The following is a 19364-nucleotide window of genomic DNA, read 5'->3' on the forward strand; positions in this document are numbered from 1 at the left end:
AGCGCGACGCCGCAATCCACGGCCGGCGCGAGCCCCCATCCCAACCTTCCCCCAGAGGGGGAAGGAGGAACGCCTTACGCCGAATTCGACATCCTGCCCGCGCTGGCGGTGGTGCGCGGCGCCGAGGAGCCGCTGGCGCGCCTGAAAGCCCACCTGGCCGCGAGCCCGCACCGCCTGCTGGTCCTCGCCGAAAGCGATGGCCGGCGCGAAAGCCTGCTGGACTTTTTGCGCGCCAGCGGCATCAGCCCGCCGGCCTTCGATTCGCTGGCGGAGTTCGAGGCCGATGCGGGCGAGAAGATCGGCATCGCCACCGCCGCGCTGGCAGCCGGCTTTGCCTGGCGCGAGGCGGGCATCGACTTCGTCACCGAGACCGAGCTTTTCGCCACCGCGCCCAGCACGCGCCGGCGCAACCGCAAGCAGGAACAGGTGAGCGATGTCGAGGCGCTCATCAAGGACCTGTCCGAGCTCAACGTGGGCGACCCGGTGGTGCACAGCGCGCACGGCATCGGCCGCTACCGGGGCCTGGTCAACATGGACCTGGGCTCGAAGAACCCGGACGGCACGCCTGCCCTGCAGGAGATGCTGCACCTCGAATATGCGGACAAGGCCACGCTGTACGTGCCGGTCTCGCAGCTTCACCTGGTGAGCCGCTACACCGGCGTGAGCGCGGACGAGGCGCCGCTGCACAAGCTGGGTTCGGGCCAATGGGAAAAGGCCAAGCGCAAGGCGGCCGAGCAGGTGCGCGACTCCGCGGCCGAGCTGCTCAACATCTACGCCCGCCGCGCCGCGCGCGAGGGCCATGCCTTCCGCTTCGCGGCGCAGGACTACGAGACCTTCGCCAACGACTTCGGCTTCCAGGAAACAGCCGACCAGCAGGCGGCCATCCATGCCGTCATCCAGGACATGATCTCGCCGCGCCCGATGGACCGCCTGGTGTGCGGCGACGTGGGCTTCGGCAAGACCGAGGTCGCGCTGCGCGCCGCCTTCGTCGCGGTCACGGGCGGCAAGCAGGTGGCCTTCCTGGCGCCCACCACGCTGCTGGCCGAGCAACACTACCAGACGCTGGTGGATCGCTTCAGCAAGTGGCCGGTGAAGGTGGCGGAGATGAGCCGCTTCCGCTCCGGCAAGGAGATCACGGCCGCCGCCAAGGGCCTGGCCGACGGCACGGTGGACATCGTGGTGGGCACGCACAAGCTGCTCTCCGAAAGCGTCAAGTTCAAGAACCTGGGCCTGCTCATCATCGACGAGGAGCACCGCTTCGGCGTGCGCCACAAGGAAGCGATGAAGCAGATGCGCGCCGAGGTGGACGTGCTCACCCTCACCGCCACGCCCATCCCGCGCACGCTGGGCATGGCGCTGGAGGGCCTGCGCGACCTGAGCGTGATCGCCACCGCGCCGCAGCGGCGCCTGGCCATCAAGACCTTCGTGCGCAGCGAGAACAACGGCGTCATCCGCGAGGCGGTGCTGCGCGAGCTCAAGCGCGGCGGGCAGGTCTACTTCCTGCACAACGAGGTGGAGACCATCGAGAACCGCCGCCAGAAGCTCGAAGAGATCCTGCCCGAGGCACGCATTGCCGTGGCCCATGGCCAGATGCCCGAGCGCGAGCTGGAGCGCGTGATGCGCGACTTTGTCGCCCAGCGCTACAACATCCTGCTGTGCTCGACCATCATCGAGACCGGCATCGACGTGCCCACGGCCAACACCATCGTCATGAGCCGTGCCGACAAGTTCGGCCTGGCGCAGCTGCACCAGCTGCGCGGCCGCGTGGGCCGCAGCCACCACCAGGCCTATGCCTACCTGATGGTCCCCGACATCGAGGGGCTGACCAAGCAGGCGCAGCAGCGGCTGGAGGCCATCCAGCAGATGGAAGAGCTGGGCTCGGGCTTCTACCTGGCCATGCATGACCTGGAGATCCGCGGCACCGGCGAAGTGCTGGGCGAAAACCAGAGCGGCAACATGATGGAGATCGGCTTCCAGCTCTACAACGAGATGCTGTCCGAGGCGGTGCGCTCGCTCAAGGCGGGCAAGGAGCCCGACCTGCTCTCGCCGCTGTCGGTCACCACCGAGATCAACCTGCACGCGCCCGCCCTGCTGCCCGACGACTACTGCGGCGACGTGCACCTGCGCCTGTCGTTCTACAAGAAGCTGGCCACCGCCAAGACGCCGGCGCAGATCGACGCGCTGCTCGAAGAGATCGTGGACCGCTTCGGCAAGCTGCCGCCGCAGGCGCAGACACTGATCGACGTGCATCGCCTGCGCGTGCTGGCGCGGCCCTACGGCGTGACCAAGGTGGACGCGGCGCCGGGCGTGATCAACATCGTGTTCAGGCCCAACCCGCCGGTGGACCCGATGGCCATCATCCAGCTCATCCAGAAGAACCGGCACATCAAGCTGGCCGGCAACGAGAAGCTGCGCATCGAGCGCGAGCTGAAAGAACCCAAGGACCGGGCCCAGATGGTGCGCGACGTGCTGCGCAGCCTGGGCCAACCCACCAACAAGGAAGAGAGCATCCCCGCATGAGCATCGCCTCCGTCCCGCAAGAGTTTGCCCCGGGCCTGATCGTCCAGCGCTTCACCCCGCCGCTCTACCTTGCCGACTTCAAGCTGATCGCCTTCGACATGGATTCGACGCTGATCAACATCGAATGCATCGACGAGATCGCCGACGCGGTGGGCAAGAAGGCCGAGGTGGCCGCCATCACCGAAGCCACCATGCGCGGCGAGATCAAGGACTTCAAGGAAAGCCTTCGCCGCCGTGTGGCGCTGCTCAGGGGCGTGCCGGTGGCTTCGCTGCAGCAGGTCTACGACCAGCGCCTGCGCCTGAACCCGGGCGCCGAGCAGCTGGTGGGCGCATGCAAGGCCGCCGGCATGAAAGTGCTGCTGGTCTCGGGCGGCTTCACCTTCTTCGCCAACCGCGTGAAGGATCGCCTCTGCATCGACTTCGCCCGCTCCAACCTGCTGGACGAGGCGGACGGCCACCTGACCGGGCAGGTCGTCCAGCAGAGCTGGGGCGACATCTGCGACGGCGTCGAGAAGCGCCGTACGCTGCTGGAGGTGGCCTCGCTCATGGGCATCTCGCCGGGCGAATGCATCGCCGTGGGCGACGGCGCGAACGACCTGCCGATGATGGGCGAGGCCGGCCTCTCGGTGGCCTACCACGCCAAGCCGAAGGTGCGCGAGCAGGCCATGGTCGCCATCAACGAGGGCGGGCTCGATCGCCTGCTCGAAGTCCTCAAGTAGCCCACCCTGCACGAAGGCGCGACATGAACACCCCGATGCACCCGGCCCCCCTGTACGACGCCGCCGCGCTGGTGGACTTCGCCGACGCTCTGCTCACGCGCGCCGGCATGGCGGCCCCCTTGGCGCGCAGCGTGGCCCAGACGCTGGTCGATGGCGACCTCCTCGGCCACGACACCCACGGCCTGGCGCTGCTCGCCGGCTATGTGAAGGAAGTGGAAGCCGGCACCATGCGCCGCGAAGGCGCGCCGCTGGTCGTCTCCGACAAGCCGGCCGCCGTGCTGTGGGACGGGCAGCGCCTGCCCGGGCCCTGGCTGGTGCACCAGGGCATCGACCTGCTGCTGCCGCGCGCCCGCCAGTTGGGCAGCGCCACGCTGGTCATCCGCCGCAGCCACCATATCGCCTGCCTGGCGGTCTACATGATGCGTGCGCTGGAAGAAGGCATGCTGGCGGTGCTGGCCTGCTCCGACCCCAACTCGGCCAGCGTCGCGCCCTTCGGCGGCACGCAGGCGGTGTTCACGCCCGATCCGCTGGCCCTCGGCTTTCCGCTGACACAGGGCGGCGTCATGGTGGACATCTCGGCGTCCATCACCACCAACGGCATGAGCAACCGCAAGCGGGCCGCCGGCGAAAAATTCGATGCCGACCGCCTGATCGACGCGCAGGGCCGGCCCGGGCGCGATCCGCAGTGGCTGTTCGACGACCCGCCCGGCACCCTGCTTCCCGTCGGCGGCCTGGACCATGGCCACAAGGGCTACGGCCTGGCGCTGCTCGTCGAATCGCTCACCGGCGGCCTGGCGGGGCATGGACGGGCCGACCCCAGGGAAGGCTGGGGCGCCACGGTCTACCTCACGCTGCATGATCTGGAAGCATTTGGCGGCAAGCGCGAATTCCTGCGCCAGATGGACCACGTGGCCGATGCCTGCCGAAGCAACCGGCCCATCGACGCCGCACGGCCGGTGCGCCTGCCCGGCGAGCAGGGCCGGGCGCGGCGCGCACGCCAGTTGAAGGAAGGCGTGCGCCTGCACGCCGGCATCGCACCTGCGCTGGCGCCGCTCGCCGAAAAATACGGCATCGACTTCGCCAGCACGCGCCGCTGAGAAGGCACCAGCCGCGTCTTTCGCGCTGGTTGTTAGTTCCAAAGTTCAAGCAAGTGCATCGGCGCAACGCTTGCGCTTTCACAAGTAACAGGACGTGTGCTCAAATCGCGCCCCGCTGCATTCGAAGCAAGAGGGCACTCCATGGGCAAAGACCTGGCGCTTGTGTGCGCGACAGCGCTGATCTGCGGTTGCGCCACGCAACCCGCCACCACGCCGGGCACGGGCTCCGGCGCGGCCTATGCGCCCATGGTCGACATGCAGGGCGTCGACCCCGAGGCGCTTGCCCTCGATGTGGCCGATTGCCGCACCGCGGCCTCGAACGTGCGCGTGATTCGCGTGCGCGGCGAACGAAGCGACGTCGAGGACGTCATCGTGATGGGCGTGGGCATGTTCGTGCCCTTCGGGCTCGTCGGCATCGCCGTGGTTTCAGGACTTGGCATGATCGCCTTCGGTGATGACGGGAAGCCCCGGCAGGAGCCGACGACGCGCTTCAGATGAAGACCCTGGTCAACTGCATGGCCCGCAAGGGCTATCGCAACGTCGACCCCAACGTGACCGTGACCTACACGCCTCGGCCGCAGCCACAACCCGCAGCGCGTCCGCTTGCGGGTGGACGCGACACCTACATCGCGGAGACCTACGCCAAGGAAAAGTTCTGCCAAGGCCCCGCGAGGGCGATCCTCGAAGACAAGGGGCCGGGCTTTGAACGCTACAGCGTGGCCTGCGAAAACGGGCAACACATGCGGCTGCGCTGCGAGTACGGCCACTGCGCGCCCGAGACGCTGGAAGTCGCGCTGAACAAGCAGCGCAGTTGACCGGCCGGCCCCGGCGCGGAGCGCCGGTCAGAGCGCCTGCGCCAGGCGGGCGATGCCCTCCTCGATCTTCTCCACGTTGGCGGTGGCGAAGCTCAGGCGCAGCGTCGCCAGGTCGGGCTTCTCGGCAAAGAACGGTGCGCCGGGCACGAAGGCGACCAGCTTCTCGATGGCGCGCTTGGCGAACACATTGGCATCGGCGATGCGGCCGCCCGCGCCGGTCAGGCGGGCCCAGAAGAACAGGCCGCCGCCGGGCTGCGTGAACTCGATGGCATCGCCCAGCTCTCGCTTGAGTGCCGCGCCCATGGCCTGCGCGCGCTGGCCGTAGACCTCGCGCACGGTGGCCAGCGTGGCCGGCATGCGGCCGCTCTTGAGGTACTGCGCGGCCGTGGCCTGGGCAAAGGTGCTGGTGTGCGCATCGCTGAACTGCTTGCACATGGTGGCCTTGGCCAGCAGCTCGGCCGGGCCGATCATCCAGCCGATGCGCAGGCCCGGGCTCAACACCTTCGACAGGCTGCCGCAGTGCACCACCAGATCGCGGCTGCCGGGCACCTGGTCGGTGAGCGACATCAGCGAGGGCGGCGGCGCATTGCCGCCGAAGTACAGGTCGCCGTACGGGTCGTCCTCGACCACGAGCGTGTTGTGCTTGACCGCCAGTTCCAGCACCTTCTTGCGGCGCTCCAGGGTGAGCGTGGCGCCGCTGGGGTTGCCGAAGGTGGGAATCAGGTAGACGAACTTGGGCTTGTGCTCGGTGATGAGCTGCTCCAACTCGTCGACCTTTACGCCGCTGGCGTCGATGGGCGCGCTGACGACCTGCGCGCCGTAGAGGCGAAAGCACTGGATGGTGGCCAGGAAGGTCGGGCCTTCGACGATGACCTTGTCGCCGGGCGAGACCAGCGTCTTGCCCAGCAGGTCCAGCGCCTGCTGGCTGCCGGTGGTGACGATCAGGCCGCTCGGGTCCACCGCCACGCCCTTGGCCTTCATGAAGGCAGACAGCTGCTGGCGCAGCGGGTCGTAGCCTTCGGTGGCGCCGTACTGCAGCGCACCGCCCGGCTCCTGCTCCAGCGCCAGGCGGCTGGCTTCGGCCAGGCCTTCGACGTCGAACATCGCGCTGTCGGGAAAGCCGCCGGCAAAGCTGATGATGCCGGGCTTGCCCAGCAGCTTGAACAGCTCGCGGATGGCGGAGGTTTCGACGTTGTCTAGGCGAGAGGCGAATTGCATGCGGTACTCACTGGCTGGGGTTGGCAACGCGCCTATTGTCCAACGAAGCGCGCGCCGCGCCGTGGGCCTGGCTTTTTCGGCGGCTGGCACCGGCCTGGCAAAGGCGTACAGAATGCGTGCCCGTCCCTTGAATTGCCGCATCGCCTTGACCGAATTCCACATCCGTTCCGAAGAGCCTTCGGACATCGACGCCATCACCGACGTGACCGAGAAGGCCTTTCGCCATGCGCCGCACACCAGCCACACCGAGCACTACATCGTGCTCGCGCTGCGACGGGCCGGCGCGCTTGGCGTCTCGCTGGTTGCGCAGCAAGCCGGGCGCGTGGTCGGCCATGTCGCCTTCTCGCCCGTGGCAATTTCCGACGGCTCGCCGCACTGGTGGGGGCTGGGCCCAGTGTCGGTGCTGCCCGAAGCGCAGGGCATCGGCATCGGAAGTGCGCTCGTGCGCGACGGCCTCGCGGCCCTGCGCGGCCTGGGAGCGCAAGGTTGCGTGGTGCTGGGCGAGCCGGACTATTACGGGCGCTTCGGGTTCCGCAGTGGCCAGGGCCTGGTGCTGGACGGCGTGCCGCCGGAATATTTCCAGTCCCTGTCCCTGGGCGCACGGGCAGCCAGCGGGCGGGTCAGCTACCACCCGGCGTTCGACGCCACGCAAGAAGGAGCCGCATCATGAAGCCGCGCATCACCGTGATCACCGTCGGTGTGGACGACCTGGACCGCTCGCTGCGCTTCTACCGCGACGGGCTGGGCCTGGCGACCGAGGGCATCGTCGGCCAGCAGTTCGAGCATGGCGCCGTCGTCTTCATCCAGCTGGGTGGGGGCCTGCGCCTGGCGTTGTGGCCGCGCAAAAGCATCGCCCATGACACCGGCCTGCCGGCCAGCACGCCCAGCCCGACCGAATTCACCCTCGGCCACAACGTCGCATCGAAAGAAGAAGTCGATGCGGTGATGGCGCAGGCGGTCCAGGCCGGCGCGCGCATCGTCAAGGCGGCGCACGACACCTTCTGGGGCGGCTATTCCGGCTATTTCCAGGACCCGGACGGGCACCTGTGGGAGGTGGTCTGGAATCCGCAATGGACCGAGATCGAGTGACTCGCCCTCCCCTTGCCTGAACCGTGTCCGCTGAATTCGCCGCTTCGCTTGCCACCCTCGCCGACTTGCTGAGATCGGCCAGGCGCGTGGTCGTGCTGACAGGCGCCGGCATGTCAGCGGAAAGCGGCATCCCCACCTTTCGCGACGCACAGACGGGTCTGTGGGCCCGCTTCGATCCTTACGTGCTCGCCTCGCCCGAAGGCTTTGCGCAAGACCCCGACACAGTGTGGGCCTGGTACGAAGCGCGGCGCCGCCAGGTGATGTCGGCGCAGCCGCATGCCGGCCATCTCGCGCTCGCGCGCCTGTCGGCCCTTTCTCGCTTCGACGAATTCACCGTGGTGACGCAGAACGTCGACGACCTGCACGAACGCGCCGGCTGCACGAACGTGGTCCACCTTCACGGCAGCCTGTTCGCGCCGCGCTGCATGGCTTGCGCTGCGCCACATCGCCTCGATGCAGGCGCAGTAGAGCCCGAACGGGCGCCGCGAATCGCACCGCCCGTGTGCCAGGCCTGCGGCGGCAGGGTCCGGCCGGGCGTGGTCTGGTTCGGAGAATCGCTGCCCGAGCACGCCTGGCAACTGGCCATGCAGGCCGCCGCACGCGCGGACGTGATGCTGGTGGTGGGCACGTCCAGCCAGGTCTATCCGGCAGCCGGCCTGCCAGTCGAGGTGCGGCAGGCCGATGGTCAAGTGGCGGTCATCAACCCGGACCCGAGCCTGCGCGTATCGCCCGGCGAACTGCTCTTGCGAGCCACCGCGGGCGAGGCGATACCGGCGCTGCTGACCGAACTGGCCGGCTGAAGCGCCTGCCACCGGTCCGTCAGTCGCAGTGCTGGAAGCGCTTGCACTCCTCCACGACATGGATCGACGTCAGCGTGTTCTCGCCGTCGATCCGCGCGGTGGTGAACTTGACCCACGCTCCCTCCGGGAGGCCCGCGACGAGTGAAGGATCTCGCACCCTGAAGGCCTGCGTCGTGAAGGGAATCTTGGCCCTGGGCAGCAGCCTGAGCCGCACGTAGAGCTTGCCACCCGCCTCCTCGAAGGTGGAGGTCAGTCGGGCACGCGTGTAGACGGGCTCTGGCTCCTGCGTCTGCGCGGCAGCGCAACCCATCGCCATCGCCAGGGCGCAGGCGGCGAGAAACCGTGTGGAACGTTTCGACGACATGAAGCCCCCGCCCCGCAAGCCGAGCCCTACGCAGCCACCGGCCGCCGGCCCAGCACACCCCGCATGATCGGCACCAGCCACACCAGCAGCGTCACCACCGCCAGCCCCGCCGCGATCGGCCGCATGAAGAAAGCCAGCAGGTTGCCGTCGGACTTGATCATGGAGGTGATGAAGTTCTCTTCCAGCATGCCGCCCAGCACCACGCCCAGGATGGCGGGCGCAATGGGAAAGCCGTTTTCCTCCAGCAGGTAGGCCACGATGCCGGCCACCAGCATCACGCCGATGTCGAACACGGAGTTGTTGATGGCGAAGGTGCCCACGATGCAGAAGATGAGGATCAGCGGCATCAGCACATTGCGCGGCACCTTCAGGATGCGCTTGGCCACCTTGATGCACAGGATGCCCAGCGGAATCATGATGATGTTGGCGATGATGAACAGCATGAACACCGCGTAGATGTTCTGCGGGTTGGTGGTGAACAACGTCGGCCCGGGGTTCATGTTCTTCATGTAGAGCACCCCGATCACGATGGCTGTGATCGAGTCGCCCGGAATGCCGAACACCAGCGCCGGAATCCACGCCCCTGCCAGCGCGCTGTTGTTGGCCGAACCCGATTCGACGATGCCTTCCACATGCCCGGTGCCGAACTTCTCCGGCTCCTTGGAGAACTTCTTGCTCGTCGCGTACGACATCCAGGCCGCGATGTCGGCGCCGGCGCCCGGCAGCGCGCCCACGGCGGTGCCCAGCGCGCTGCCGCGCAGGATCTGCACCGGATACTTCTTCGCCAGGCGCCATTGCCCCGCCAGCACGCTGCCCACCTTGTCGACCACCACCTCGCCCGGCGGCAGCGTGTCCACCGCAAAGCGGATGACCTCCGAGATGGCGAACATGCCGATCATCATCGGGATCATGCCGATGCCACCCGTCATGTCGGTGTTGCCGAAGGTGAAGCGCGGAAAGCCCGCCGGGTTGCCCAGCCCCACGCAAGCCACCAGCAGGCCCAGCATGAGCGTGATGAGCCCCTTGAGCGGCCGGTCGGAGGTGATGAACACCGCGCAGGTCAGCCCCAGCAGCACCAGCCAGAAATACTCGAAGGAGCTGAAGTTGAGTGCGAACTCGGCCAGTGCCGGCGACGCCACGATCAGCACCGCGGTGCCGAACAGCCCGCCCACGGCCGAGAACACCAGCCCTGCGCCCAGCGCCATCTCGGCCTGCCCCTTCCTGGTGAGCGCGAAGGCCTCGTCGGTGTAGGCCGCCGAGGCCGGCGTGCCCGGAATGCGCAGCAGGCAGCCCGGAATGTCGCCCGAGAAGATCGCCATGGCGGTGGCCGTGACCATGGCCGCGATGGCCGGAATGGGCTGCATGAAGAAGGTCACCGGCACCAGCAGCGCCACCGCCATGGTGGCCGACAGCCCCGGCACCGCCCCCACGAACAGCCCGAACAGCGAGGCGAGGATCATCACCAGGATGGTGTAGGGCTCGAACACCATCGAGAAGGCTTGCAGCAGTGCGCTGGACATGGGCGTTGCGGTTCCTTGGACTTACCAGGCGATGCCGCCCATCACGCCCCAGGGCAAGGGCACGCGAAGCAGCTTGTAGAAGGCGAAGTGGATGACCAGCGCGCTCACCACCGCGATGAGCAGCGCCCGCAGCGGCGGCACGCCCAGCGCACACATCAGGGCCCACATCAGCAGGCTGGCGCAGACCAGAAAGCCCAGCCGCTCGCCCGCGAACATGTAGAACAGCACGCCGCCCAGCACGACCGCCAGGGCCAGCACATGGCGCGGCGAACGCACCCAGGGCCCGGCAGCGAACCAGGCCATGCGCGCACGATCGCGCCAGCCACGCACCACCAGCGCCGCACCGCCGATGCACAGGCCGCACGCGATCAGCCCCGGGAACAAGCCCGGCCCCACCTGCTGGCCCGGGATCTTGGGGTAGCCCTGCACGATGAGCAGCACGGCAACCCCCAGGGCCAGCAGCAGGGCGCCGAAGACGGCGTCGTTGATCTTCATCGCGGCGCTACTACTTCGCGATGCCGACGGCCTTCATCGTGGCGCCCAGTTCCGCATCCGACTTGGCCATGAACTTGGCGAACTCCTCCGGCCCGGCATAGATCACGCCGAAGCCGCGCGATGCCATGAACTCGGTGTATTCCTTGCTCGCCGCCACCTTCTTGACGGCTGCCGAGAGCTTGTCGCCCGCCTCCTTCGGAATGCCCTTGGGCGCGACGATGCCGCGCCAGGCCGCCATGGTCCAGTCGCTGCCGATCGCGGACTTGAGCGTGGGCACGTTGGGGTACAGCCCTGCCGGCTTGTCGCTCATGATGGCCAGGCTCTTGACCTTGCCCGCATCGATGAGCGAGCGCGCCTCGGGCAAGGACACCGGCGCGATTTCCACGCCGCCGGCCACCATGTCCTGCAGGCCGGGCGCTGCACCGTTGCTGGGCACCCAGGGCACGGCCGCCGGGTCGATCTTCTGGTCGCGCAGCAGGCCCGCAATGGCCAGGTGCCAGATGCCGCCCTGCCCCGTGCCCGAGGCCTTGTACTTGCCGGGGTTGGCCTTGATGGCGGCCAGCAGGTCCTGCACGGTCTTGTAGGGCGCATCGGCCCGCACCTGCACGCCCGCGGGGTCCGCGTTGACCAGGCCGATGGGCGTGTAAGAAGCGCCGGTCAGCTCGGTCAGGCCCTGCCAGTGCATCATGCCGATCTCGACCGTGGCCATGCCGACGGTGTAGCCGTCGGGCGCGGCCGAGGCGATGGCCGCGTGCCCCACCACGCCGCTGCCACCTGTGCGGTTGACCACGGTGACCGGCTGGCCCAGCTCCTTTTCGAGCAGGCTGCCGACGATGCGCGCGGTGGCGTCGGTGCCGCCGCCGGCGCCCCAGGGCACGATGAGGGTGATGGGCCGCGACGGGTAGCCCTGCGCCTGCGCAGGTGCCGCCGCACCAAGCAGCGCCAGGCTGCCCAGGGCTGCGCCCGCGGTGCGGACCAAGAAGGAACGACGTGATCTGGCGAGCATGCGTGTCTCCTGTTCTTTCTTTGCGAGACGGTCTTTTTCGCATGCATCGCCGGTGCCGGCACTAGGCGAATCACGGGCTTGCGGCCGGCCGGGCCCTGTGCTTCTGAAATCGGTTTCCTGGCTCGGGGAATGCGCCAGGCGCTAGCATCGCGCGCACCCATGAAGAAAGAAAACATCGCCCCCTTCTTTGCCACGCTGCAGGCCGCCAACCCGGCGCCGGAGACCGAGCTGGAATACAGCACGCCCTTCGAGCTGCTGGCTGCCGTCCTGCTGTCCGCCCAGGCCACCGACGTGGGCGTGAACAAGGCCACCCGCAAGCTCTTCCCGGTGGCCAACACGCCCCAGGCCATCGTGGATTTGGGCGAAGAAGGCCTGGCCGAGTACATCAAGACCATCGGCCTTTACAAGAGCAAGGCCAGGCACCTGGTGCAGGCCAGCCGCATGCTGGTGGAGCTGCACGGCGGTGAAGTGCCCCGCAGCCGCGCCGAGTTGGAGGCGCTGCCCGGCGTGGGCCGCAAGACGGCCAACGTGGTGCTCAACGTCGCTTTTGGCGAAGCCACCATCGCGGTGGACACGCACATCTTCCGCGTGGGCAACCGCACAGGCCTCGCGCCCGGCAAGACACCGCTGGAGGTGGAGCTGAAGCTGGAAAAGCGCGTGCCGCCCGAGTACCGGCTGCATGCGCACCACTGGCTGATCCTGCACGGCCGCTATGTGTGCGTGGCACGCAAGCCCAAGTGCTACGACTGCGCGGTGGCGGCGTATTGCGATTTCAAGCCGAAGACGCCGGCGCCCAAGGGCACGTGAGGGATCTGCCGCGCGGCGAAGTCAATCCGTCTCGATCACCATCAACTCCCCCAGCGCAATGGCGCGCGCCGGCCACCGGTCGGCCCGCTCCACCTTGCGCACGCCTTCGTGCAGCAGCAGCACGGCGCGCATCACGCCGGCATGCGTCACCCAGGCGGCGTCGCGCCCGCTGGCGCGCCAGCTGTCGTAGGCATCGCCCACGCGGCCCATGAAGGTGTTGGTGCTCTCGCCGCTGCCGCCCGGCCGCGCCGCCGCGAAGTCGGCCAGCCAGCCGTCGAACTCGGCGCGCGAGATGTCGTTCCAGGCCTGGCCTTCCCAGGCGCCGAAGTCCATTTCGGCAATGCGGGTGTCGAACTGGGCCTGCAGGTCGGGCCGCAGGGCTTCCAGCGCAAAGGCCAGCTGCGCGCAGCGCGACAGCGGCGATGCATAGAGCTCCACCCCTTGGGGCAACTGGGGCGCCACGCGGTCCGCGATGTCGCGCGAGGCCTGCTCCGAGGCATGCACGTCGGACGCGCCATAGCACAGGCCCTCGGCGCATTCCACCGGACCGTGCCGCAGGAGCCAGAGCCGGATGGTCATGCGTTGGCCGTCCTCATCATCATCATTGCGAAGGCTGCACGGCCAGGGCCAGGTAGATCGCCAGCTCGCACACCTGCTGGGTGGCGCCCAGGCAATCGCCGGTGAAGCCGTCCAGCCGCTGGCGGAAGTAGTGGATGAGCCAGGCCACCGCTGCCACCAGCAGCACGCCCGCCGCCAGCACATTGGCCAGCGGCTGCGTCGCCCACAGCAAGGCCATGGCCGGCAGGGACCAGGCCGAGGCCGTCACCATCGAACCCGTGCTGATCGCATCCGCCAGCGGCTTGGCCTTGCCGCCGTTGCCGCCCACATAGGGCAGGCTGCGGATGACGAACAGGGGCGCCAGGCGTGACAGCACATGCGCCGCCAGCAGCGCCGCCACGGCAGCCACCTCGTCCTGGCCCGCCAGGGTGGCCAGCAGCGCCGCCTTGAGGCCCAGCGCCAGCACCAGCGCAATGGCACCGAAGGCGCCAATGCGCGAATCCTTCATGATCTCCAGCGCGCGCTCGCGATCGCGCGAGCCGCCCAGGCCGTCGGCCACATCGGCCAGGCCGTCTTCGTGAAAAGCGCCGGTGAGCCACACGGTGGCCACCATGCACAGCAAGGCGGCGGCCATGGCGCCGGCTTCGCCGGGCAGCAGGTACAGCGCCAGGCCGAACACCACCGCACCCAGCGCGCCGATCACCCAGCCCACGCCGGGAAAGTGCCCGGCGCTCTCGCGCAGCATGGCCGGGCTGAAGCCCACCCATGCCGCCAGCGCGCCGGTCACCGGAATGCGGGTGAAGAACTGCAGCGCCAGCAGAAAGTGGCGGACACCGTTCACTGCCTACCGCCCTGCTCGTCTCCGTCCTTGCGCGAGACACCGGCCGACTCGAAGCTGGCCATCTCGCGCAGGATGCGGGTGGCCGATTCCAGCAGCGGCCAGGCCAGCGCCGCGCCGGAGCCCTCGCCCAGGCGCAGTTCCAGTCGAAGCAGCGGCACCAGCCCCAGATGGCGCAGCATCAAGGCATGGCCCGGCTCGGCCGATTCGTGCGACGCCACGCAGCGCTGCACCACGTGAGGCTGCAGCGCATGCGCCACCAGCACGGCGGCGCCGGTGATGAATCCGTCCACCACGATCACGCGGCGCTGCAGCGCGGCCTCCAGCACCGCGCCCACCAGCGTGGCGATCTCGAATCCGCCGAAGGCCGCCAGTGCTTCCAGGGGACTGTTGGCGCCCTCATGCAGCGCCAGCACTTCGGCCAGCACCGCCTGCTTGCGCGCCAGTCCTGCTGTGTCGAGGCCGGTGCCGTTGCCCACGCAGGTTTCCAGGGGAATGGCGCACAGGCGCGACAGCAGCATCGAGGCGGCCGAGGTGTTGCCGATGCCCATTTCGCCCAGCAGCAGCACATTGCCCGGCAGCTCGCGCACGATGGCACGCCCGTTCTCGATGGCCGCTTCGCACTGCGCCATCGTCATGGCCGGCCCGGCCGATGCGTCGGCCGTGCCCGGCGCCACCTTGCGGATCAGGAGCCCCGGCTGCGGCTCGAAGTCGTGCCGCACGCCGCAGTCCACCACCGTGAGCGCCAGGCCGTGCTGGCGCGCCAGCACGCTCACCGCCGCACCGCCCTGCAGGAAGTTGTGCACCATCTGCCAGGTGACGTCGCTCGGGTAAGCCGACACGCCACGCGCCGCCAGGCCATGGTCGCCCGCGCACACCAGCATTTGCGGCGATGCGAGGCGCGGCTCGGTGCTGCCCAGCACCTGGCCGATGCGAAGCGCCAGCGCCTCCAGCCGCCCAAGGGCGCCCACTGGCTTGGTCTTGTTGTCCAGCGCGCGCAGCAGCGCCGCGGTCAGCGCCGTGTCGTGCAGGTCGGGGACCAGGGGCACCAGCTTCTTGTTGTTGTCGATGTCGTGGTTGGTCATGCAATCAGGCCAGGCAGAACGCCTGTGTCGAAGTGTTCGTCAATGTAATCGGCCAGGCCGTCGAAAACGCTGTCCAGGGTCGGTACGTCGGCGCCAAACAACGCGCGCAGCACCTGCGGGTCCTCGAACAGGCCATGCAGGTAGCAGCCCAGCACGTTGCCAACGCCGTTGCACCAGCCCAGGCCCTGCCCCGCGTCCTGCAGCACCGGCTGCGCCAGCTGGCCGCCCGCCGCCATGGCGGGGTGCTGCGCGGTCTGGCCATGGTGGATCTCATAGCCCTGCACCGTGACGCCGGACAGGGCGGACCAGGCGCCCCGCGCATCTGCAAAGGTGGCGCTGCGCCGCCGCACCGTCTTGTCGCGCTCGAACACCGTCACCAGCGGCAGCAGCCCCAGGCCCGGCGCATTGCCGTCGATGCCGTGCGGATCGATCAGCGCCTCGCCCAGCATCTGCAGCCCGCCACAGATGCCCAGCACCGCGCCGCCCGCAGCGGCATGCGCGGCCACGGCCCGGTCCAGGCCCTGGGCGCGCAGCCAGGCCAGGTCGGCGCTGGTGGCCTTGGAGCCGGGCAGCACGATGGTGTGGGCGCCTTCGAGCTGGGCCGGATGCCGCACCCAGCGCAGGCGCACGCCGGGCAAATGCGCCAGCGGCTGGAACTCGTCCAGATTGCTGATGCGCGGATAGGCGATCACCGCGATGGTGCGCGCCGCGGTTGCCGAATCGGTGCCGCCTGCACCCTCTTCGCCATACCACCCGTCTTCTTCGGGCAGGCCATGACCGCGCCACATGGGCAGCGTGGCCACCGTGGGCACGCCGGTCAGGCGCTGCAGGTCTTGCGGCGCCGGCGCCAGCAGCGATGCGTCGCCCCGGAAGCGGTTGAGCACGAAGCCCCGCAACAGCGCACGGTCGGCCTCCGGCATCAGCGCCCAGGTGCCGTACAGGTGGGCAAAGGCGCCGCCGCGGTCGATGTCGGTCACCAGCAGGCAGCGCGCACCGGCATGGCGCGCCACGCGCAGGTTGACGATGTCCGAGGCCATCAGGTTGATCTCGGCCGGCGAGCCGGCGCCTTCGATCACCACCACATCGTTGTCGGCCCGCAGCGCATCGAGCGAGCGGGCGATGTGCGGCCACACATGCTCGCTGCGGCCGCGCCAGGGCATGGCGGTGAGTTCTTCATGCACCTGGCCCAGCAGCACCAGCTGGCTGTGCGTGTCGCGCTCGGGCTTGAGCAGCACGGGGTTCATGCGCACGTCGGGCTCGGCGCGGGCCGCCAGCGCCTGGAAGTACTGGGCGCTGCCGATCTCGCCGCCCGCCACCACGCGCGCGTTGTTGCTCATGTTCTGCGCCTTGAAGGGGGCCACCTTCAGGCCCTGGCGCGCATACCAGCGGCACAGGGCGGTGCCCAGCCAGCTCTTGCCGGCACCGCTGGTGGTGCCAAGGACCATGACGCATCGGGAATTCATGGCCCGGAGTGTGCTTGATCGGCGCGTCGGACCGCGAACTCGGCGTTTCAACCGCCCGCAATCAGCAATACCAATTACCTACATCCTGTGCCACACTGAAAAGGATCTGTGATCCGCAAGGAGGCTTTGCCCCATGTCGTTCATCACCAGTGCCATCCGGTCGGGCCTGCACGCCTTCGACATCGACGTTGCCAGGCGCAGCACGCTCGAGGATCTGCGCGCCCGCGCCAGCGCGGCCGACGACCTGCAACTGCTGCGTACGCTGCCGCACGAGCATGCGTCGCGGCTGCTCGCGCTGATGGACCACTCCATGGCGCAACTGCGGCAGGACCTGTTCGTGCTGTCGCACCTGGAGTTCAAGAGCGGCGGGTTCTTCGTGGAGTTCGGCGCCACCAACGGCGTGGATCTTTCCAACACCCACCTGCTGGAAAAGGAATTCGCGTGGCACGGCATCCTGGCCGAGCCCGCTCGCTGCTGGCACCAGGCGCTGCACAGCAACCGCAGCGCCAGCATCGAAGACGCATGCGTCTGGAAAAGCTCCGGCTCGACGCTCACATTCAATGAAGTGGAATTGCCCGAGCTGTCCACCGTCGATGCCTTCAGCGGCGTCGACCAGCATGCCCAGTTCCGCGAACGGGGCAAGACCTACAACGTGAACACCATCTCGCTGGCCGACCTGCTGGCCAAGCACGGCGCGCCCCAGCAGATCGACTATCTCTCCATCGATACCGAAGGCAGCGAATTCGAGATCCTGCAGCACTTCGATTTCGACAAGTACGCCTTCCGGGTCATCACTTGCGAACACAACTTCACGCCGATGCGCGAGAAGCTGCACGAGCTGCTCACCGGCCACGGCTACGTCCGCCGCTACGAGGACCTGTCGAAGTTCGACGACTGGTACGTGCGCCCCAACTGATTCGCGCACCAGGCGTCGCCGCTAGAACCCCCGCAGGTCCGTCACCGGCAGGCCCAGCGCGGGCTGGCCTGTGATGAGCGACAAGGTCTGGCTCATCTGGTCGACGTCGTTGTCGAAGGCGCCATGGCTCGCGCTGATGCGCTGGTCGGGCACGGCCACCGTCACCTTGTCGGGCTCGACGATCCGCGTGCGCGCACCCAGGCCCGAGGCCGCCACCGCGTTGCGCCAGTTGCCCAGCGCCTCGCCGGTGGCCGAGGAACCGTCCCAGGCGTTGTAGGCCGGGTCCAGCACGTTGGCCAGGCCCAGCAGCGGGGTGCGGATGTCCGGCTCCAGCGCGTTGGAGACGAAGTACAGCAGCGACTTGCGGTAGATGGCCGCCACATTGTCGTCGCGCTCGTTCTTGTCCGAGAGGATCGACAGGTACAGCCGCTTCATCAGCTCCTTGTGCGGCGCATAGTGGCGGTTGGCGAACTGCACGGTGCAAGCCGGCGCGAAGAGATGGACCGATGCCACGCGCACATCCAAGCCGCGCGCCGCCATCACCTGCAGCAGGTGCCCCAGGATGATCGAGCCGGCCGAATGGCCCACCAGGTGGATCTCCAGCTTCTCGCCCCAGGTCTGCGCCAGGTTCATGAGCGCCGTCACCAGCAGGTCGCCGCCGCGCGTGGGGTTGCAGCAGAACTCGGCGTTCTCCTTCATCTCGCTCCACAGCGGGCGCGCCAGGGGCCGGCCGATGGTCTTTTCCACCAGCATGTCCGAAGCCTCGATCAGGCTGTCGCGCAGGCCGCCGGCCAGTTGCGGCTTGCGCTGGAAGGCGTCGGTGATGACGTCGCAGATGGACTCCATCAACCCCGTCTTCCACACCAGGAAGAGCGGATAGCAGCCGTTGCCAACGAAGTAGCGCCCCATCACCCGCGCGCGGTCGATGGCGGCCTCTTCCTTGTTGAGCCCGCCGTGCGCGTAGATCACCAGGCGCTTCCTGCCGTCCGCCGACTGGGGGGCTGACGGATCGCGGAACCACTGGTCCGGCAGGCCACAGGCCTGATACAGCAAGGCGCGGCTGAGTTCGTCCTGCGTGAGGTAGCGGCTGACCCGCCCGTCGTTGCCGAACACCACGCTGTGCTCGTAGGCCCGCGCCTCGTCCCATACGGCCGCGGGCGACGTCGCCCAGGCCCGCGCGCGTCCCGCCGCGCCGCCGCTGCTGGCCAGGCGGCCCAGCACCACGCCGCGCACACCCAGGGCGGCCACCCAGGCATCCATGCCGTTGGCGAACCAGTCCTCGTAGCGCAGCAGCGCGAAGCCGCCGGCGCCCCAGCGCTCGCCCCAGGAGTTCTGCACCACGAAGCCCCGGGTGTTGAAGCCCACCAGCGCGAAGGCATGGCCGCCGATCTGCGACGGCTGCCCGTTCCATTCAATCACCGGCAGGCTCTCGTGCGTGACCTTCCTGCCGCGCAGGTCCGGCACCGCCTGCCAGCCCTCGTGCGTGTTGGCCGACACGTAGACCGCCCCGACCTCGTGGATGGCGGCCTGCATGTCGGTAATGGACTTGGTGTCGATCCGGTAGTACACGCCCAGCGTCAGGTCGCTGGCGCGCTGCGCATAGCCGAAGCGCGGCCGTGCGATGCCGCTGGCCTCGTAGGGCCAGTCTTCCTCCAGGCACACGCCGTGGTGGAACCAGCCCTTGAGCGCGCCGCGGCAGCTGGAGCCGTCGTAATCCTCGCCGGCATATTCGTCGTAGCGGCGCGCGAAGTTGTAGAGCATGCGCGGGCTCACCGATTCGAGCGCAGCCGGGTGCCCCGCCTTGCGCCAGCGCGCGTAGTTGATGACGCAGGCCAGGCCGAAACCCGTGCAGGCGCCCTCCTGCCCCTGGTCCAGGATCAGCCTGGCCTGCGTGTAGATATTCAGGTACGTGCCCACCTCCTTGGACGACGGGCATTCGTCGGGCAGGCTCACCGGTGGCGGCTGGTAGGGCCGGTCGCGCAGGTCGACCGGATCGCGGCGCGCATCCAGGGCGCGTGCCGGCTTGACCGGCATCGCGGTGGCCGCGGCCATGG

20 protein-coding genes are annotated in these 19364 nt (G+C 68.6%); 10 read left to right on the top strand and 10 right to left on the bottom strand.

Features of this window, described 5'->3' with window-relative positions; genetic code table 11:
- From mfd to VSO01S_RS21565, 5 genes are all read left to right on the top strand, one after another.
- A partial coding sequence (gene mfd, locus VSO01S_RS21545; protein WP_068644852.1) for a transcription-repair coupling factor occupies positions 1–2520 on the top strand: 2520 nt, incomplete at its 5' end.
- A complete protein-coding gene (gene serB, locus VSO01S_RS21550) occupies positions 2517–3239 on the top strand; it encodes a phosphoserine phosphatase SerB (RefSeq protein ID WP_068644853.1) in 723 nt (240 codons plus the stop codon). The genes mfd and serB, both read left to right, overlap by 4 nt.
- A gap of 23 nt (positions 3240–3262) precedes the next feature.
- Entirely contained in the window at positions 3263–4336 is a 1074-nt protein-coding gene (locus VSO01S_RS21555; protein WP_245684285.1) for an Ldh family oxidoreductase, read from the top strand.
- A 141-nt stretch (positions 4337–4477) separates the two neighbouring features.
- Positions 4478–4834 (top strand): hypothetical protein, encoded by a 357-nt coding sequence (locus tag VSO01S_RS21560; protein WP_068644855.1) that lies wholly within the window; start codon positions 4478–4480, stop codon positions 4832–4834.
- Positions 4831–5151, top strand: a complete 321-nt coding sequence (locus tag VSO01S_RS21565; RefSeq protein WP_068644856.1) for a hypothetical protein — start codon at positions 4831–4833, stop codon at positions 5149–5151. Before VSO01S_RS21560 ends, VSO01S_RS21565 begins: the two co-directional genes overlap by 4 nt.
- Before the next feature lie 27 nt (positions 5152–5178).
- Here the strand turns inward: VSO01S_RS21565 and VSO01S_RS21570 are convergent, their stop codons facing one another.
- Positions 5179–6369, bottom strand: coding sequence for an aminotransferase-like domain-containing protein (locus VSO01S_RS21570; protein WP_068644857.1), 1191 nt, complete (start codon positions 6367–6369; stop codon positions 5179–5181).
- Positions 6370–6481: 112 nt separating this feature from the next.
- Between VSO01S_RS21570 and VSO01S_RS21575 the strand changes: the two genes are divergently transcribed.
- Genes VSO01S_RS21575 through VSO01S_RS21585 form a run of 3 tightly spaced genes read left to right on the top strand, consistent with a single transcriptional unit; the run spans position 6482 to position 8258 of the window.
- Positions 6482–7039, top strand: a complete 558-nt coding sequence (locus tag VSO01S_RS21575; RefSeq protein WP_068644868.1) for a GNAT family N-acetyltransferase — start codon at positions 6482–6484, stop codon at positions 7037–7039.
- Positions 7036–7458 carry a VOC family protein gene (locus tag VSO01S_RS21580; RefSeq protein ID WP_068644858.1) on the top strand — a complete coding sequence of 141 codons (423 nt, stop codon included), beginning with the start codon at positions 7036–7038 and terminating at the stop codon, positions 7456–7458. Before VSO01S_RS21575 ends, VSO01S_RS21580 begins: the two co-directional genes overlap by 4 nt.
- A gap of 23 nt (positions 7459–7481) precedes the next feature.
- Positions 7482–8258 carry an SIR2 family NAD-dependent protein deacylase gene (locus VSO01S_RS21585; protein WP_068644859.1) on the top strand — a complete coding sequence of 259 codons (777 nt, stop codon included), beginning with the start codon at positions 7482–7484 and terminating at the stop codon, positions 8256–8258.
- Between the two features lie 19 nt (positions 8259–8277).
- Here the strand turns inward: VSO01S_RS21585 and VSO01S_RS21590 are convergent, their stop codons facing one another.
- Genes VSO01S_RS21590 through VSO01S_RS21605 form a run of 4 tightly spaced genes read right to left on the bottom strand, consistent with a single transcriptional unit; the run spans position 8278 to position 11643 of the window.
- Positions 8278–8622 carry a copper-binding protein gene (locus tag VSO01S_RS21590; protein ID WP_068644860.1) on the bottom strand — a complete coding sequence of 115 codons (345 nt, stop codon included), beginning with the start codon at positions 8620–8622 and terminating at the stop codon, positions 8278–8280.
- A 26-nt stretch (positions 8623–8648) separates the two neighbouring features.
- Positions 8649–10142 carry a tripartite tricarboxylate transporter permease gene (locus tag VSO01S_RS21595; protein ID WP_068644861.1) on the bottom strand — a complete coding sequence of 498 codons (1494 nt, stop codon included), beginning with the start codon at positions 10140–10142 and terminating at the stop codon, positions 8649–8651.
- 21 nt (positions 10143–10163) lie between these two features.
- Positions 10164–10637: a tripartite tricarboxylate transporter TctB family protein gene (locus VSO01S_RS21600; RefSeq protein WP_068644862.1), complete on the bottom strand. Its 474-nt coding sequence runs from the start codon at positions 10635–10637 to the stop codon at positions 10164–10166.
- A 10-nt stretch (positions 10638–10647) separates the two neighbouring features.
- Positions 10648–11643, bottom strand: coding sequence for a tripartite tricarboxylate transporter substrate binding protein (locus VSO01S_RS21605; RefSeq protein ID WP_068644863.1), 996 nt, complete (start codon positions 11641–11643; stop codon positions 10648–10650).
- A 159-nt stretch (positions 11644–11802) separates the two neighbouring features.
- On the opposite strand from VSO01S_RS21605, the gene nth reads away from it, so the two are divergent.
- Positions 11803–12450, top strand: coding sequence for an endonuclease III (gene nth, locus VSO01S_RS21610; RefSeq protein ID WP_068644869.1), 648 nt, complete (start codon positions 11803–11805; stop codon positions 12448–12450).
- A gap of 21 nt (positions 12451–12471) precedes the next feature.
- On the opposite strand, the gene VSO01S_RS21615 is transcribed toward nth, so the two are convergent.
- From VSO01S_RS21615 to VSO01S_RS21630, 4 genes are read right to left on the bottom strand one after another with little or no spacing between them, the layout of a single operon-like run.
- Entirely contained in the window at positions 12472–13029 is a 558-nt protein-coding gene (locus tag VSO01S_RS21615; protein ID WP_245684286.1) for a histidine phosphatase family protein, read from the bottom strand.
- Between the two features lie 22 nt (positions 13030–13051).
- Positions 13052–13849: an adenosylcobinamide-GDP ribazoletransferase gene (locus VSO01S_RS21620; RefSeq protein ID WP_068644864.1), complete on the bottom strand. Its 798-nt coding sequence runs from the start codon at positions 13847–13849 to the stop codon at positions 13052–13054.
- Positions 13846–14931, bottom strand: coding sequence for a nicotinate-nucleotide--dimethylbenzimidazole phosphoribosyltransferase (gene cobT / locus VSO01S_RS21625; protein ID WP_174544757.1), 1086 nt, complete (start codon positions 14929–14931; stop codon positions 13846–13848). Before cobT ends, VSO01S_RS21620 begins: the two co-directional genes overlap by 4 nt.
- Positions 14928–16394 carry a cobyric acid synthase gene (locus VSO01S_RS21630; protein WP_068644865.1) on the bottom strand — a complete coding sequence of 489 codons (1467 nt, stop codon included), beginning with the start codon at positions 16392–16394 and terminating at the stop codon, positions 14928–14930. Before VSO01S_RS21630 ends, cobT begins: the two co-directional genes overlap by 4 nt.
- A gap of 133 nt (positions 16395–16527) precedes the next feature.
- Here VSO01S_RS21630 and VSO01S_RS21635 point away from each other — a divergent pair, with 133 nt between their 5' ends.
- Positions 16528–17310 carry an FkbM family methyltransferase gene (locus VSO01S_RS21635; protein WP_068644866.1) on the top strand — a complete coding sequence of 261 codons (783 nt, stop codon included), beginning with the start codon at positions 16528–16530 and terminating at the stop codon, positions 17308–17310.
- A 21-nt stretch (positions 17311–17331) separates the two neighbouring features.
- Here VSO01S_RS21635 and VSO01S_RS21640 read toward each other — a convergent pair.
- The coding region (locus VSO01S_RS21640) for a C1 family peptidase (protein ID WP_068644867.1) at positions 17332–19364 on the bottom strand (2033 nt) is incomplete at its 5' end.

It is taken from the genome of Variovorax soli NBRC 106424 (assembly GCF_001591385.1).
GTDB classification, from domain to species: Bacteria; Pseudomonadota; Gammaproteobacteria; order Burkholderiales; family Burkholderiaceae_C; genus Variovorax; species Variovorax soli.